Genomic DNA, 14777 nt, shown 5'->3' on the forward strand with positions numbered 1-14777 from the left:
GCCACGTGGTGCTCTGCCATCTGAGCTACGGAGACCGAAGCCTCCGGCTGGACTCGAACCAGCGACCGCCCCATTAAAAGTGGAAGTAGGCCTCGCCTGCGCACCGGGCACGATCTGAAGTTGTGGTCCTCCCGAGATCAAGAGTGACGGCGGAGACGCCCACCGGATGGGCGACAGCCCCATGGGAGGGGCTGCAAGGAATCGAACCTCGAAGTAACCGCAGTCGGCGCACCGGGAGGTGCATATCAGGTTGTGCGTTCCAGAGGTCCGGGGACGGCACCGGCGTAGTTTCACCCGAAGAAGTAGCCGGGGCCTTCACACCTGGAACACCAGGAAGCCTAGCCCTCTCCCGCACCGCGCCGCTTCTGATTTTTTTCCATGCGAACCCGCGCATCCGGGAAGCATTGTCCGGGATTTCTCGCCCGCTTTGACCTGCGAATCCCCGTTATCGACGGCATGTCCAGATGGGTCTTGCCGTCCACGGCGATGCCGGGCGGGCGGGCGCCGGGGCTACGACCTCAATAGAGCGACGCGGAAGACGAGGCGCCTCCGTCGACCGTGAAGACGGCTCCGCTCGTATAGCCGGATCGGTCCGAGGCGAGAAACGCGACCAGGTCGGCGATCTCGCGTGGTTCCGCCGGCCTGCCGAGGGGATAATGAGCCGTGAGTTCGGCATATCGGCTCTGGTCCGACAGGCTGGACAGGGCGGCGTTCTTCAGATGCGTGACCATTCTTTCTGTGGCCACCGGGCCCGGATTTACTCCCACCACGCGGATGCCGTCGGCCAGGCTGTTTCCTCCGAGAGCCCGGGAGAATGCCATCAGTGCGGCGTTTCCCGTGCTGCCCGCCAGATATCGGCTGTCGACCCGATCCCCCGCGTTGCCGATGATGTTGACGATGACGCCCTTGCCACGCCGCTTCATCCGCGCATACAGAAGACGCGTCAAATTGACGTAACCGTAGACCTTGAGGTCCCACCCATGGCGCCATGTCTCCTCGTCGACGGTGTCGATCGTGCCGCCCCGGATGTCCCCGGCGTTGTTGACCAGGATGTCCGCGTCCGCAGTGCTCGCCGCCAGTTCGGCCAGATCTTTTGGATTTCTGAGATCCACGACATGGGTGTTCACCGTGATGTGGTGAGCCGAGCGAAGGCGTTCGGCCATCTCTTCGAGGATCGAGCCGCTGCGGGCAGCGAGATGCAGGTCACATCGCTCCTCCGCCAGGACCTCGGCGATCGCCGCCCCGATACCCCGGGACGCGCCGGTGACAACGGCCGTGCGTCCGGTCAGATGCAGATCCAACGTGGACTCCTCTGCTTTTCGGCTGAACCGCATGCGCTCATGGAACTGAACGCTCCCGGTGGTGCGCTGGTGAACGACCTCTCGCGACCGTGATCGAACGCAGGTCGCCGCCCGTCCCGCTAACCGTACCGCAGGGTTCGTTTAGCTCCGCGCCCGGACCAACCGGCACAGCGAGCGCGACAGCGCCGCACCCGGTGCTGCCCTGAGCCGGCCGGGTGCGCGACCAGGTCCTCGTGGGACGGCTCGTCCGGCCCGGGCCGTCGCGCCGGCTCCTGGAGGAGGGGCGTCGGCCCCGTGGGAGAGTTGGCGTATGCATGATCCAGCGAGCCCTCTTGATTCGCGGAGTTCTTCGCCGATGCGACCAAGGCAACGCGCAGACGCCCGCCGTAACCATGACAAGGTTGTTGCGGCCGCTCATGAGGTGTTCTCGGAGCATGGACTGCACGCGAGTATGACGCAGGTGGCCGAGCGCGCCGGAGTGACGAAAGCAACAATTTATCGGAATTATCCAACAAAAGAAGCGCTGATCAATGCGGTGACCCGGCATCAGTTCCACTTGCTGGAAAGCCGGACACGGGCCGCACTGTCCGAGCCTGACGCGTACGAAGCGTTCGCCGCCTATATCATCGACCTTTTCGAGTGGATGGCCGGCGATCGCCTTCTCGCCGACGCACTGTCCGAGGCGACGGTCGTGGGTCCGGCACCGGTGATCGAGCTCATCAGTCAATTGATCGAAGCCGCCAAGAAGTCGGGGAAATTGCGACCCGACACTTCGGCCGTGGATGTGCGGGTCCTGGTGTGCGGCGCAGTGCTTCAACTGAATCGTTTGGGGAACCGCGAACCCGGCGTCTGGCGCCGATATGGAGAAATGACACTGGCGGCGCTCCGTCCTTGGCCGGAGGCGCGCATGGCCTCGGCCTGACATCACGAGGCCGCGTACGCGTCAGTGGAACTCGACGATGTCGCCGGTCAGCGTCCCGGTGAAGAACCGCCAGGAGCCGATGCGGTCCGATCGCGCCAGCACCCAGGCGTCGCCACGCGCCCAGGGTCGAGCCGTGGCAGGTGCGGGAGAGGTAAGAGCGGATGGTGCGCAGGTCCGGGCGGGGGCGCGCCGGGACGTTCGTCCGCAGGCGGGAGACGAAGTTCCCTACTCTGCCCGGTCGCGCGAGGCGAAGGGTGGGAGGGACTGTCGTAGTCGACATTCGGCGAGGTGAGCCATGTCGCGGTTGGTCAGGTGGTTCGCCGAGCTGGGCCGTACGGACGTCGGCCTGGTGGGCGGCAAGAACGCGGGCCTGGGGGAACTGATGCGCAACCTGGCCCGGTCGGGGGTTCGCGTGCCGGAGGGCTTCGCCCTCACCGCGGAGGCGTACCGCCGGTTCATCGAGGTGAACGGGCTTGACGAGGTGATCGCGGAGGAGATCGGCCGCCTGCACCGAGGGGCCTGCCTGCCGGACGTCGGCCGTGCGATACGGGAGGCGATCCTGGCGGCCGAGCTTCCGGCGGAGGTCACCGAGGCCGTCGAGCAGGCATACGGTGAGCTGGCCGATCGTCTGGCGACCATCGACCCGGACGTCGCGGTCCGCAGCAGCGCGACAGCGGAAGACCTGCCTGAGGCCAGTTTCGCCGGGCAGCTGGAGAGCTTTCTCAACGTCAGCGGTCTGCCGGCGTTGCTCGACGCCTGTCTTCGCTGCTACGCGTCCCTGTTCACCGACCGGGCGATCAGCTACCGGGAGGACAGCGGGTTCGGTCACCTGGACGTCGCCCTGTCGGTCGGGGTGCAGCGCATGGTCCGCTCCGACCTGGGCGCGGCCGGGGTGATGTTCTCGATCGACACCGAGACCGGGTTCCCGCGGGCGGTGCTGATCGACGCCTCCTGGGGGCTCGGCGAGACGGTGGTCGGCGGCAGGGTGGATCCCGACGAGTATGTGGTCTTCAAGCCGCTGCTCGGCGACCCCGGCCTGTGCCCCATCGTGTCGAAGATCCGGGGCCGCAAGCAACGCAAAGTGGTCTACGACGCGGCGGGAGGAACCCGTCAGCTCGACACGTCCGAGGAAGAAGCGATCCGGTACGCGCTGGACGAGGAGGAGATCCTGCTGCTGGCCCGATGGGCCGCCGCGGTGGAGGACCACTACGGCACCCCGATGGACATGGAATGGGCCAAGGACGGCAGGACCGGCGAGATCTTCCTCGTCCAGGCCCGCCCGGAGACCGTCCATCGGCGCCGGGAGGCGTCGCTGCTGCGCACCTACCGCATCCGCGACGCCGGTGAACCACTGGTGAAGGGGCTGGCCGTCGGAGACGCGATAGCGGCAGGGCCGGTGTGCAACCTGACCAGCCCGGCGGAGATCGACCGCTTCGTGGACGGATCGGTGCTCGTCACGAAGATCACCGACCCCGACTGGGAGCCGATCATGAAACGGGCCGCGGCGATCGTCACCGACCACGGCGGCCGCACCTCTCACGCCGCCATCGTCAGCCGAGAGCTCGGCGTCCCCGCGATCGTCGGCACCGGCGACGCGACCGCTCGTCTGAGCGACGGCATGACGGTGACCGTCTCCTGCGCGCAGGGCGACGAAGGCTTCGTCTACGAGGGCCTGCGCGACTACGAGGAAGAGGAGATCAGTCTGGAGAACATCCCGGCCACCAGGACCAGGGTCATGCTCAACCTGGCCAACCCCGCCGCGGCCTTCCGCTGGTGGCGGCTGCCCGCCGACGGCGTCGGCCTGGCCCGGATGGAGTTCATCGTCAACAACCACGTCAAGATCCACCCGATGGCCCTGGTGCACCCTGACCGTGTCGAGGAGGACGACCGCCGCAGGATCGCCGAGCTCACCCGGGGCTACGACGACCTCACCGGCTACTTCGTCGAGCGGCTCGCCCACGGCATCGCCCGCATCGCCGCCTCCCGCTGGCCCGACCCGGTGATCGTGCGAATGAGCGACTTCAAGACCAACGAGTACGCCCGGCTCGTCGGCGGGCGGCCGTTCGAGCCCCACGAGGAGAACCCGATGCTCGGGTGGCGCGGGGCCAGCCGCTACTACACGGAGGGATACCGGGAGGGCTTCGCCCTCGAATGCCACGCCATCCGCAGGGTGCGCGAGCGCATCGGTCTCACCAATGTCATCGTGATGATCCCGTTCTGCCGTACGGTCGAGGAGGCCGACCGGGTCCTGCGGGTCATGGCCGAAGAGAAGCTGCGGCGGGGCCGAGACGGCCTGGAGGTCTACGTCATGGCCGAGGTCCCGGCGAACATCATCCTGGCGGACGAGTTCGCCGACCGCTTCGACGGGTTCTCCATCGGCAGCAACGACCTCACCCAGCTCACCCTCGGGGTCGACCGGGACTCCGCCGAGCTGGCGCATCTGTTCGACGAACGCAACCCCGCCCTCACCCGCAGCATCGAGCACCTCATCTCGGCCGCACACGCGAAGGGACGCAAGGTCGGGCTCTGCGGGCAACGTCCCAGCGACGACCCGGACTTCGCCCGGTTCCTGGTCGAGGCGGGCATCGACTCGATCTCCGTCGCACCCGACAGCTTCTTGCCGGTGAAGGAGAACGTCGCCGCGGCCGAACGCGCACAGGAGCGCCGGGAACCCGCCGCGGCGGTCCGCGGAACGCGGTCGTGGCCGCCGGCCTGAGCTCCGGCGTCCGTGCGTCCAAACCCACGTCTGCCGCAAGACATAAGGCCGCATGCAGGACGGTCACCCTTTGCCTGATCCGGACCAACCCTGGGCGCTTTGCGAGGTTCCGCTCGTGCACGGGGGTAGCACCGTCAGGAGGGGTCCCGCACGCCGTCGCGACGGCGGCTGGGCGAAGGCACACCGAGGGGGGCGCATGAGAACCCGAGGTCTGGTCTGCTGGAGAGCCTGTCTCACGACTGCCGGAGTCGTCGCCTTTCTCGCGGCGGGGGCCGGGAGCGCGACGGCGGCCGTCGCCCCCCACGGGGACGATCTGGACCCGTTGACGCGTACCAACGTCACGAAGGCGATGCAGGGCGAGGCGCTGGCGCACGTGACCTACCGCGCCTATGCCAAGCAAGCGGACCGGGAGAACCTGCCGGACGTCGCGGCGCTGTACCGGCGCACCGCCGACACGGAACTGCGGGAACACTTCACCGAGCAGGCGAAGCTCATCGGCATGGTCGGCGACAACGCGGCCAACCTCCGCGACAGCGCCGGCGGCGAGGCCTACGAGGCGACGACGATGTACAAGGCGTTCGCCGAGCAGGCCGACGCGGACGGCGATCAGGAAGCCGCCAAGCGCTTCTCCGAGATCGGGCGGGACGAGGCCGATCACCGTGAGAAGTTCCTCCAGGCGGAAAGGGCCGTCACCGATCCGTCGTCCGGGGTGACGATCCCGACCGACGTGCGGGCCAAGCCGGTGAAGATCCAGGCCGGCCCGCCCAAGGTCTCCTCATCCCGGACGCTCGACAACCTGCGTACGGCGATGAAGGGCGAGGGGTTCGCCTACGCCAAATACACCCTGTATGGCGACAAGGCGCGGGAGACCGGACAAGCCAGGCTCGCCACGCTGTTCCACCGGACGGCCGCCGTCGAGCGCACCGAGCACTTCGCCGAGCAGGCGAACCTCGCCGGCGCGGTCCGCGACACCGGGACCAACCTGTGCGCGACGATCAAGGGAGAGGCCCACGAGGCGACGCAGATGTACCCCGATTACGCTCGCCGCGCCTCGGCCGCGGGCGACACCGAGGTGGCGAAGGTGCTCAGCCACACCGCCAAAGACGAGCTGAAACACGCCCAGGCCTTCTCCCGGGAAGTCTCCAAGCTCGGCAGGCAGTGCCCCACACCGAGCTGACCGATCACAGTGCCACCTCATGGCCGGGGCGTGGTTCCGCTCACGAGCGCGTGAGGCAGAACTCGTTGCCGTCGGGATCCTGCATCGTGATCCAGTCCTCACGCTCGGCCTGAACCGTTGCCCCCAGCGCACACAGCCGCTTGACCTCTGCGACCGCATCGGTGGCGCCCAGGTCGAGATGAACCCGGTTCTTGACCCGCTTGCTCTCCGGCACGAGTTGGAAGAAAATGCGCGGCAGCCTGCCGGAGGTGTGGACGAGCAGGACCGTAGGGTCGTCCTCCGGGTCGTCGATGCCCATGGAGCGCAGCCGTGCCAGCTCCTCCTCGTCGTACGGCGCAATCGCGTAACCGTCCAGGGCCTGCGACCAGAACCGGGCGGCTGACGCCGGATGAGGGCTGTCGAAGACGATGTCCTTGATGAATGCCACAGGACTCCCTTCAGAAACGGATGACGTCGGAGAACGGTGAGCTGAGCCCGCTGGTGGAACAACACCGGAAATCGTAGATCAGCTGAGGAAACTCAGGCGGCCCTCGGCTCGGACCCGCGCACACGGCCTGAAGACGGGCACAACCGCTGTGAGAGCCCTACCTGCCGATCGTCAGACGGGGTGGCGTCATGGCAGAGCCGATCGTCGTCGGCGTCGACGGATCGACGCCCTCGCTTCAGGCCGCCGCCTGGGCCGCTCGGGAAGCCGAGCTGCGCGGTGCGCCGCTGCGCCTCGTGTACGCGACACTGCGCTGGCCCTCCTATGTGCCGCTCGTCCCGCAGCCGGCGCGCTGGCGAGCCGACGCAGAGGCGGCCGCGCGAGCCGTGCTCGATCAAGCGATGATCCAGGCCCGAGCGGGCAGGCCGCGTCTGGCCGTGTCGGCTGAGGTCGTCGACGGCGGAGCCGAGCAGGCGCTCATCGTGGCGGCGGAGAGGGCTCAGCTGCTCGTCGTGGGAAGCCGCGGTCGTGGCGGGTTCGCCGAGCTGCTCCTGGGTTCGGTGAGCCGCTGCGTCACCGCCCAGGCCCCCTGCCCCGTGGCCGTCGTCAGGCAACCGAAAGACGCCGACCGCGGGGAGATCGCGGTCGGCGTCACCGGGCGTCCCGACCAGGAACCCGTCCTGGACTTCGCCTTCCATGAGGCCGCGCTGCGGCATGCCCGCCTGCGTGCCGTACACGCCTGGACGCAACCGGTCGCGAGGGAGCCGGGCGACATGCTGCCGCCGGTCTACGACGTGGACGCCATCGGGGCGGAGGAGGCGCGCCTGCTCGCGGAGAGCATCGCCGGGCGCCGGGAGCGCTTCCCCGACGTGACGCTCACCGAGCACGTCGTGCGGGAGCACCCGGCCAAAGCCTTGATCGACGTCTCCGGGGAGACCGACCTGGTCGTCATCGGCGCCGATACGGGACTGTCCGCCTGGCTGGGCCTGGGCTCCACCGCTCACGCCGTGATCCACCACGCGTACGCGCCCGTGGTCGTGGTCCGGCCACGTTCCGTGGATGTCTCACCGACGGCGTAGCGTGGAGGAGACGCGTCCGAGGGCGCCCATTGGGGGCGAAGGAGGGTCGCCCATGGAAACCGTCGTCATTCGATCGCTGGAACCGCTGATCGCCGAGTTGCGGGCGCGGGGGTTCGCCGTGGTGGCGCCGACCACTCGCGACAAGGTCATCCGGATGGGCGAGATCGCCTCGGAGAGCGAGCTGCCCAGGGGGTGTGGAGACGAGCAGGAGCCCGGCCGCTATCGGCTGCGCGAGGGCGACGACGAGATGCTGTTCGGCTTCGCCGCGAGTCCCGACTCCGCCAAGCGCTACACGCAGCCGCCCAGCCGCACCCTGTTCCGCATGCGGGGCGAGAGCATCGAGGAGCCCGAGGCGGAGGTGCCCCGGGTCGCCCTGCTGGGCGTACGCGCGTGCGACCTGGCCGCGCTGGCCGTGCAGGACCGGGTGTTCCTCGGGGGCAGGCATCCCGACCCCGACTATCGCAGACGGCGGGAGGCGCTGTTCCTCGTCGCGGTGAACTGTGCCGTGCCCGGGGGGACGTGCTTCTGCGTCTCCATGGGCACCGGCCCGAAGGCGACCGCCGGCTATGACCTGGCGCTGACCGAGCTCGCCGGACCGCACCGGTTCGTGGCCGAGCCCGGCAGCGCATGCGGTGCGGAGATCCTCGGGGCGCTCCCCCGCGTTCCGGCCGCGAACGCCGATCTCGACGCGGCCGAGGAGGTCTCCCGTACGGCCGCCGAGCACATGGGACGGCGGGTCGACACCGAGGGGATCAAGGAGCGGGTGGCCGGCGCCCACGATTCGCCGCGCTGGCAGCAGGTCGCCTCCCGCTGCCTCACCTGCGCCAACTGCACCATGGTCTGCCCCACCTGCTTCTGCACCACGGTGGAAGACAGCACCGATCTCACCGAAGGCGCGGCCGAGCGGATCGAACGCTGGGACTCCTGCTTCACGCTCGGGTTCACCGAGGTCGGCGGCGCGCCGGTGCGGGGGTCGGGGGCCGCGCGTTATCGGCAGTGGCTCACGCACAAGTTCTCCACCTGGTTCGACCAGTTCGGCACCTCGGGCTGCGTGGGCTGCGGCCGGTGCATCACCTGGTGTCCCGTGGGGATCGACGTCACCGAGGAACTGGCCAACCTGCCATGACCGCCGAGACGCGCCGGCCGCCCGCAGGGCGCGACGAGCCGCGCCTGGTGAGGACCGGCTCGGACATGCAGGTGCGTCCGATGACACCGGAGCTCTACCGGGTGCGCTCACGGCGGGCCGACCGGGTGGACACGGTCACGCTCCAGCTCGTGCCCGTACACGGCGAATGCCCGCCATATCGGCCCGGGCAGTTCACCATGCTGTACGCCCCGGGGGTCGGCGAGGTCCCGATGTCGATCAGCGGCTGGGCCCGCTCGGGGGGATATGTCCACACGATCCGCGCGGTCGGCGCGGTCAGCGGCGCGTTGTGCGGCAAGCGGCCCGGAGACGTGGTCGGGGTGCGCGGGCCGTACGGCACCTGGTGGGACATCCCGGCCGCCGCCGGGATGGACGTGGTCGTCGTCGCGGGCGGGCTGGGCCTGGCGCCGCTGCGGCCCCTGGTGCGGGAGCTGGTGCGGGAGCTGGTGCGCCATCGCTCACGGTATGGGCGGATCAGTGTGATCGCGGGGACCCGTACGCCCGCGACTCTCGTCTACGGGCGGGAGCTGGCGCGCTGGAGCGGCCTGGGCGTCGACGTCCAGGTGACCGTGGACCACCCCGATCACGCCTGGAAGGGGCCGGTCGGCCTGGTCACCCGGCTCCTCGACCGCATCGTCTTCGAGCCGCGGCGCACGTTCGCCTTCGTGTGCGGCCCGGAGACGATGATGCGGGCCACTGCCGACGACCTGGTGGCGCGCGGGGTGGCGGCTCGCCGGGTGGAGCTGTCGCTGGAGCGGAACATGAAATGCGGTCTCGGCTGGTGCGGGCACTGCCAGCTCGGCCCGCTGTTCGTCTGCCTGGACGGCCCGGTGCTGAGCTACGAGCGCGCGTCGCGCCTGCTGGCCGTGGAGGAGCTGTGATGGGAGCACCGAGACGTTCATCCCGGCGATCATCGGCGAGCGGGCCGGGCGGCGCGCGGCCGCGGCTGGCGGTGTGGAAGTTCGCCTCGTGCGACGGGTGCCAGCTCACCCTGCTCGACTGCGAGGAGGAACTGCTGTCGGTGGCCGCCCGGGTCGAGATCGCCTACTTCCTGGAGGCCTCCAGCGCCCCCGGCCCGGGCCCGTACGACCTTTCGCTGGTTGAAGGGTCGATCACCACGCCCGACGACCTGGAGCGGATCCGGCACGTGCGCCGGGTGTCCAGGCGCCTGGTCACCATCGGGGCCTGCGCCACCGCCGGAGGGATCCAGGCACTGCGCGACTTCGCCGACGTGCGGGAGTTCCTCTCGGTCGTGTACGCCCGGCCCGACTACATCGCGACGCTGGACCGCTCGACGCCGATCTCGGCCCATGTGCCGGTGGACTTCGAGCTGCGCGGCTGCCCCATCGACAGGCGGCAACTGCTGGAGGTCGTCTCGGCCTTCCTCGCCGGGCGGCGCCCGGTCGTGCCGCCCAACAGCGTCTGCGTCGAGTGCAAGGCCCGTGGCAACGCCTGCGTCATGGTCGCCCACGGCACGCCCTGCCTCGGCCCGGTCACCCAGGCCGGCTGCGGGGCGCTGTGCCCGGCGTTCAACCGGGGGTGCTACGGCTGCTTCGGCCCGATGGAGAGCCCGAACGTGCGTGCCCTCAACCGGCAGTTGCGTGAGCTGGGCATGAGCACGCCCGAGCTGGTGCGGGTCTACCGGACCTTCAACGCCGCCGAGGAGCCCTTCCGGCAGGCGGCCGAGGACGCCGACCCGGAGCTGCTCGACCATGAGACGGCACCTGAGAAGGCACCGGAGAAAGCACCGGGCAAGGCGCCGGGCGAGGACCGGGGAGGCCGCCGGTGACCCACAAGACGGTTAAGGTCGGGGGCCTGACCCGGGTGGAGGGGGAAGGCGCTCTGCTCGTACGCGCCCGCGACGGGCGCATCCAGGACCTGGAGCTGCGGATCTACGAGCCGCCGCGGTTCTTCGAGGCGCTGCTGCGCGGCCGGTTCCACACCGAGCCGCCCGACATCACCGCCCGGATCTGCGGCATCTGCCCGGTCGCCTACCAGATGAGCGCCTGCCAGGCCATCGAGGCCGCCTGCGGGGCCGAGGTCACCGGCCCGCTGCGCGACCTGCGGCTGTTGCTCTACTACGGCGAATGGATCGAGTCGCACACGCTGCACGTGTATCTGCTGCACGCGCCCGACTTCCTCGGCTACGACAGCGGCATCGCCATGGCGGCCGACCACCGCGACCTGGTCCAGCGGGGGCTCGCTCTGAAGAAGGCCGGCAACGACCTCGTGGCGGCCGTCGGCGGCAGGCCCATCCACCCGGTGAACGTCCGCGTCGGCGGCTTCTATCGGGTGCCCAGCCGCCGCGAGCTGGCCCCCGTCGCCGAACGGCTGCGCCGCGCCCGCGAGATCGCCCTCGAGACCGTCTCCTGGGTCGCCGGCTTCGACTTCCCCGAGGTCGAGCACGGCTACCGCTTCCTGGCGCTGCGTCACCCCGGCGAGTACGCGATCCTGTCCGGGGCCGTGGTCACCAGCGACGGCGGGAGCTTCGCCGTACGGGAGTGGCCCGAGCACGTGACCGAGGAGCAGGTGCCGCACTCGACGGCGTTGCACGCCCGGCTCGACGGCTCCCCCGGCTATCTCGTCGGGCCGATGGCCCGCTACAGCCTCAACTCGGCCCAGTTGTCGCCGCTCGCGCGGGAGGCGGCCGCGGCGGCGGGCCTCGGGCCGGTCTGCCGCAATCCCTTCCGCAGCATCGTCGTGCGGGCGGTGGAGATCGTGCACGCCTGTGACGAGGCCCTGCGGCTGATCGACGACCTGGCCGAGCCCGACACGCCGTACGTGCCGGTGGAGCCCCGCGCGGCCACCGGCCACGGCGCCTCGGAGGCGCCGCGCGGGACGCTCTATCACCGCTATCGCATCGACGCCGGCGGGGTGATCCGCGAGGCCGACATCGTGCCCCCGACCTCCCAGAACCAGGCGCGCATCGAGGCGGATCTACGGCACCTGATCGAGCCCCGGCTCGACCTGCCCGAGGAGGAGCTGGCCGCGCTGTGCGAACGGGCCATCCGCAACCACGATCCCTGCATCTCCTGTTCGGCGCACTTCCTCGACCTCCATGTCGACGCCCGGTGACATCGTGGTGATCGGCCTCGGCGGGGACGGCCGGGGCGACGACGCGGCCGGTCTGGAGGTCGTACGGCGGCTGCGCGGCTTGGTCCCGCCGGCCGTCGTGCTCGTGGAGAGCGCCGGAGACCCCGCCCAGCTTGTCGAGGCCTGGACCGGCGCCCGTCTGGCCGTCGTGATCGACGCCGTCTCCTCCGGTGCGCCGCCGGGTGCGGTGCACCGCCCAGCCGGCGTCGAGGGCGGGCCGTCCTGGCACGGCAGCTCCCACTCCTTCGGCCTGGCCGACGCCGTCGATCTCGGCCGTGCGCTCGGCCGCCTGCCCGCCCGGCTCGTCGTCATCGGCATCGAAGGTGCGGACTTCACGATCGGCGCGCCGACCACGCCGCCCGTGCTGTCCGCGATCGACGCCCTGGCGCGGGAGCTGGAACAGCGACTCCGGCAGGAATCCGCGTAACGCGGTGAGCAGGGTGATCTCATGCCGCGCCGCGCGACGCCTCTCTCGTGCGCAGGGCGTCGCACAGCAGCACGGTGAGCACGGCCGCGGCGACGGCCATCGCCCAGCCGAGCGGCGGCAGCGGCACGAGGGCCAGCGGAGCCCCGAGCACCGGCACCGCCGTCACGAGGACCTGCAAAATCAGCGTGGCCGACACGGCCGCCGCGACCGCGCGGCCGTGCCACCAGCCCCGCTCGAACGTCCGCCGCCGCGCCCTGACCACGTACGCGAGGGTCAGGCGGGCGAAGACCAGGGCGAGCACGGCCTGGGTGCGCACCTGCTCGTCGCTCCAGCCGAGCCGCCTGGCCGTCTCCACGACGGCGAACACCAGCACCGCGACGACCACCGAGCGCAGGAGGATGCGGCGCAGCACCCGCCACGACAGCAGCCCGTCGCCGCGCGGGCGCAGGGCGAGCGGGTCGCCCGCCGGCCGGTCCACGCCCAGCGCGATCGCCGGGATGCCGTCCAGGACCAGGTTGATCCAGAGCAGGTGCACCGGCAGCAGCGGCACGACCAGATCGGGCCAGACGAGCAGGCCGGTCAGGACGATGAGGATCTCCGCGAGGTTGCCGGTGAGCAGGTAGCCGATCATCGAGGCGACGTTGTGGTGCAGGCGACGGCCCTCCCGCACGCCGGTCACGATCGTGCCGAGCTCGCCGTTGGTCACCACGACGGCGGCGGCCTCGCGGGCGACGTCCGTGCCCTCCTCGCCGGCCATGGCCACGCCGACGTCCGCGTGGCGCAACGCCGGGGCGTCGTTCACGCCGTCGCCGGTCATCGCCACCACTTCGCCACGTTCCTTCAGGGCCCGCACGAGGTCGAGCTTGGTCTCCGGGTCCACCCGCGCCACGACGGCGGCCTCGGGCAGCCGCGCCCGCCCGCCGTCCCCCTCGATCGCGGCGCCGGTGACGAGCGGCTCGGGGTCGATCCCGACCTCCTGCGCGACGGCGCGAGCGGTCTCCGCGTGGTCGCCGGTCACCATCACGACCCGGATGCCGGCGCCCCGGCAGTCGGCCACGGCCTGGCGGGCCGAGGCCCGGATCTCGTCCTGGAGCGCGACCAGGCCGACCGGGCGCAGCCCGGTGGCGTCGAGGTCGCCCGTCCGTCCCTCCGCGAGCGCGAGCACCCGCAGGCCCCTCCGGGCCAGCTCCGGCACGGCCTGCGCCAGCCGGTCGGTCTGTTCACCGGGCGCGCAGCGCGCCAGCACCGCCTCCGGCGCCCCCTTGACCGTCAGCAGCGGCGGCCCGCCGTCCAGCGCGGTGACCACGGCCATCGACCGGGTCTCGGCGTCGAAGGGACGCGCGTCGAGCCGGGTTTCCGCGGGCGACAGCCGTACGCCGTGACGGGCGGCGGCCTCGGCCAGTGCCACGTCCACCGCGTCGCCGACGCCGTCGCGGGCGTCGTTGCAGCGCAGCGCGGCCCGCCACAGATCGGCGCCCGGAACGGCGAGATGGTCGGCGACGGTCAGGTGGCCGGTGGTGAGCGTGCCGGTCTTGTCGGTGGCGATGACGGTGGTGGCGCCCAGGGCCTCCATGGCCGGCAGCCTGCGCACGATCACTCCGAGCTTGGCCATCCGCTGCGCGCCCATGGCCAGCGCGGTGGTGACGGCGGCGGCCATGCTCTCGGGCACCGCGGCGATGGCCAGCGCCACCCCGGCCAGAATGATGTCGATCAGGGCGGCCTCGCCTCTGCTCACCCGGGTCAGCCCGATGAGGACCATGAGCGTTCCCGCCGCGACCGCCAGCAGGCCGATGCGGCGCGACACCTGGCCGAGTTCGATCTCCAGCGGCCCCTTGCCCCCGCCGCCGAGGGCGGTGGCGATGCGGCCCACCTCGGTGCCGGATCCCGTACGCAGCACCTCGGCGGTGCCCGAGCCGCGCACGACGAGCGTGCCGGAGAAGATCTCGCCGGTGCGGTCGCCCAGGGGCACATGCGGGCCGCCCGCGCCGCCCGCGCCGCCCGCGCGCTTGTCGGCCGACAGCGACTCCCCCGTCAGCAGCGCCTCGTCCACCGCGAGCGCACTGGTTTCGATCAGCCGGGCGTCGGCGGGGACCCTGTCCCCCGCCGCGACGGTGACGATGTCGCCCGGCACGACCTGGGCCGCCGGGATCCGGCGTACGACGTCGCCGCGTACGACGGTCGCCATCGGCGCGGTGAGGGTGTGCAGGGCCCGCACGGCCTTGTCGGCCTTGGTCTCCTGGGCGACCCCGATGACGACGTTCACCAGCAGGATGGCCAGGATCGCCGCGCCCTCGGGCACCTCGCCGAGCACGAGGAGCGTGACCAGCCCGGCGACGAGCAGCAGGACGGACATCGGGTCCGCGAGCTGGCGGGCGGCCCGCACGATCAGGTTGGGCGGCTTCGGCTGGGGGATCTCGTTGGGCCCGTGCTCGGCCAGGCGGCGCGCGGCCTCTTCCTCGGTCAGCCCGGTCAGGGTCCGGACAGCGGGTTCCAT

General features: G+C 70.9%; 12 protein-coding genes and 1 tRNA gene. 9 read left to right on the forward strand and 4 right to left on the reverse strand.

From position 1 onward, the window contains the following. Positions 1-38: 38 nt before the first annotated feature. Positions 39-109: transfer RNA gene (locus tag FLX08_RS40890), tRNA-Ser, on the reverse strand. A 409-nt stretch (positions 110-518) separates the two neighbouring features. Continuing rightward, positions 519-1301 carry an SDR family oxidoreductase gene (locus FLX08_RS28950; RefSeq protein ID WP_142623395.1) on the reverse strand — a complete coding sequence of 261 codons (783 nt, stop codon included), beginning with the start codon at positions 1299-1301 and terminating at the stop codon, positions 519-521. A 355-nt stretch (positions 1302-1656) separates the two neighbouring features. Between FLX08_RS28950 and FLX08_RS28955 the strand changes: the two genes are divergently transcribed. The 3 genes from FLX08_RS28955 (at position 1657) to FLX08_RS28965 (ending at position 6116) form a co-directional block, all read left to right on the forward strand. Continuing rightward, positions 1657-2223 carry a TetR/AcrR family transcriptional regulator gene (locus FLX08_RS28955; protein ID WP_142623397.1) on the forward strand — a complete coding sequence of 189 codons (567 nt, stop codon included), beginning with the start codon at positions 1657-1659 and terminating at the stop codon, positions 2221-2223. 295 nt (positions 2224-2518) lie between these two features. Beyond that, positions 2519-4939 carry a phosphoenolpyruvate synthase gene (gene ppsA, locus FLX08_RS28960; protein WP_142623399.1) on the forward strand — a complete coding sequence of 807 codons (2421 nt, stop codon included), beginning with the start codon at positions 2519-2521 and terminating at the stop codon, positions 4937-4939. Between the two features lie 196 nt (positions 4940-5135). Next, the gene (locus FLX08_RS28965) at positions 5136-6116 is read left to right on the forward strand and encodes a ferritin family protein (RefSeq protein ID WP_208761728.1); all 981 of its coding nucleotides are present in this window, start codon (positions 5136-5138) and stop codon (positions 6114-6116) included. Positions 6117-6156: 40 nt separating this feature from the next. Here the strand turns inward: FLX08_RS28965 and FLX08_RS28970 are convergent, their stop codons facing one another. After that, a complete protein-coding gene (locus FLX08_RS28970) occupies positions 6157-6543 on the reverse strand; it encodes a VOC family protein (RefSeq protein ID WP_142623401.1) in 387 nt (128 codons plus the stop codon). A 188-nt stretch (positions 6544-6731) separates the two neighbouring features. Here FLX08_RS28970 and FLX08_RS28975 point away from each other — a divergent pair, with 188 nt between their 5' ends. From FLX08_RS28975 to FLX08_RS29000, 6 genes are read left to right on the forward strand one after another with little or no spacing between them, the layout of a single operon-like run. Then, positions 6732-7619 carry a universal stress protein gene (locus FLX08_RS28975; protein ID WP_142623403.1) on the forward strand — a complete coding sequence of 296 codons (888 nt, stop codon included), beginning with the start codon at positions 6732-6734 and terminating at the stop codon, positions 7617-7619. A gap of 52 nt (positions 7620-7671) precedes the next feature. Beyond that, positions 7672-8745 carry a 4Fe-4S dicluster domain-containing protein gene (locus FLX08_RS28980; RefSeq protein ID WP_142623405.1) on the forward strand — a complete coding sequence of 358 codons (1074 nt, stop codon included), beginning with the start codon at positions 7672-7674 and terminating at the stop codon, positions 8743-8745. Beyond that, complete coding sequence (locus FLX08_RS28985; RefSeq protein ID WP_244312971.1) at positions 8742-9644, forward strand: FAD/NAD(P)-binding protein; 903 nt, start codon at positions 8742-8744, stop codon at positions 9642-9644. Before FLX08_RS28980 ends, FLX08_RS28985 begins: the two co-directional genes overlap by 4 nt. Then, the gene (locus FLX08_RS28990) at positions 9644-10552 is read left to right on the forward strand and encodes an NADH-quinone oxidoreductase subunit B family protein (protein WP_244312972.1); all 909 of its coding nucleotides are present in this window, start codon (positions 9644-9646) and stop codon (positions 10550-10552) included. The genes FLX08_RS28985 and FLX08_RS28990 overlap by 1 nt, the downstream gene beginning before the upstream one ends. Then, positions 10549-11838 carry a Ni/Fe hydrogenase subunit alpha gene (locus tag FLX08_RS28995; RefSeq protein ID WP_142623407.1) on the forward strand — a complete coding sequence of 430 codons (1290 nt, stop codon included), beginning with the start codon at positions 10549-10551 and terminating at the stop codon, positions 11836-11838. The genes FLX08_RS28990 and FLX08_RS28995 overlap by 4 nt, the downstream gene beginning before the upstream one ends. Continuing rightward, positions 11822-12283 (forward strand): hydrogenase maturation protease, encoded by a 462-nt coding sequence (locus tag FLX08_RS29000; RefSeq protein ID WP_142623409.1) that lies wholly within the window; start codon positions 11822-11824, stop codon positions 12281-12283. The genes FLX08_RS28995 and FLX08_RS29000 overlap by 17 nt, the downstream gene beginning before the upstream one ends. A gap of 19 nt (positions 12284-12302) precedes the next feature. On the opposite strand, the gene FLX08_RS29005 is transcribed toward FLX08_RS29000, so the two are convergent. Next, positions 12303-14777 (reverse strand): cation-translocating P-type ATPase, encoded by a 2475-nt coding sequence (locus FLX08_RS29005; RefSeq protein WP_142623411.1) that lies wholly within the window; start codon positions 14775-14777, stop codon positions 12303-12305.

This window comes from Microbispora hainanensis, assembly GCF_006874475.1.
Taxonomy (GTDB): Bacteria; Actinomycetota; Actinomycetes; order Streptosporangiales; family Streptosporangiaceae; genus Microbispora; species Microbispora hainanensis.

What these genes read in the sequence shown, in the direction of transcription:
- FLX08_RS28955 (WP_142623397.1), top strand. Translation starts at nt 1,657, where the DNA reads ATGCGACCAAGGCAACGCGCAGACGCCCGCCGTAACCATGACAAGGTT.
- ppsA (WP_142623399.1), top strand. Translation starts at nt 2,519, where the DNA reads ATGTCGCGGTTGGTCAGGTGGTTCGCCGAGCTGGGCCGTACGGACGTC.
- FLX08_RS28965 (WP_208761728.1), top strand. Translation starts at nt 5,136, where the DNA reads ATGAGAACCCGAGGTCTGGTCTGCTGGAGAGCCTGTCTCACGACTGCC.
- FLX08_RS28975 (WP_142623403.1), top strand. Translation starts at nt 6,732, where the DNA reads ATGGCAGAGCCGATCGTCGTCGGCGTCGACGGATCGACGCCCTCGCTT.
- FLX08_RS28980 (WP_142623405.1), top strand. Translation starts at nt 7,672, where the DNA reads ATGGAAACCGTCGTCATTCGATCGCTGGAACCGCTGATCGCCGAGTTG.
- FLX08_RS28985 (WP_244312971.1), top strand. Translation starts at nt 8,742, where the DNA reads ATGACCGCCGAGACGCGCCGGCCGCCCGCAGGGCGCGACGAGCCGCGC.
- FLX08_RS28990 (WP_244312972.1), top strand. Translation starts at nt 9,644, where the DNA reads ATGGGAGCACCGAGACGTTCATCCCGGCGATCATCGGCGAGCGGGCCG.
- FLX08_RS29000 (WP_142623409.1), top strand. Translation starts at nt 11,822, where the DNA reads ATGTCGACGCCCGGTGACATCGTGGTGATCGGCCTCGGCGGGGACGGC.
- FLX08_RS29005 (WP_142623411.1), bottom strand. Translation starts at nt 14,777, where the DNA reads ATGGAACCCGCTGTCCGGACCCTGACCGGGCTGACCGAGGAAGAGGCC.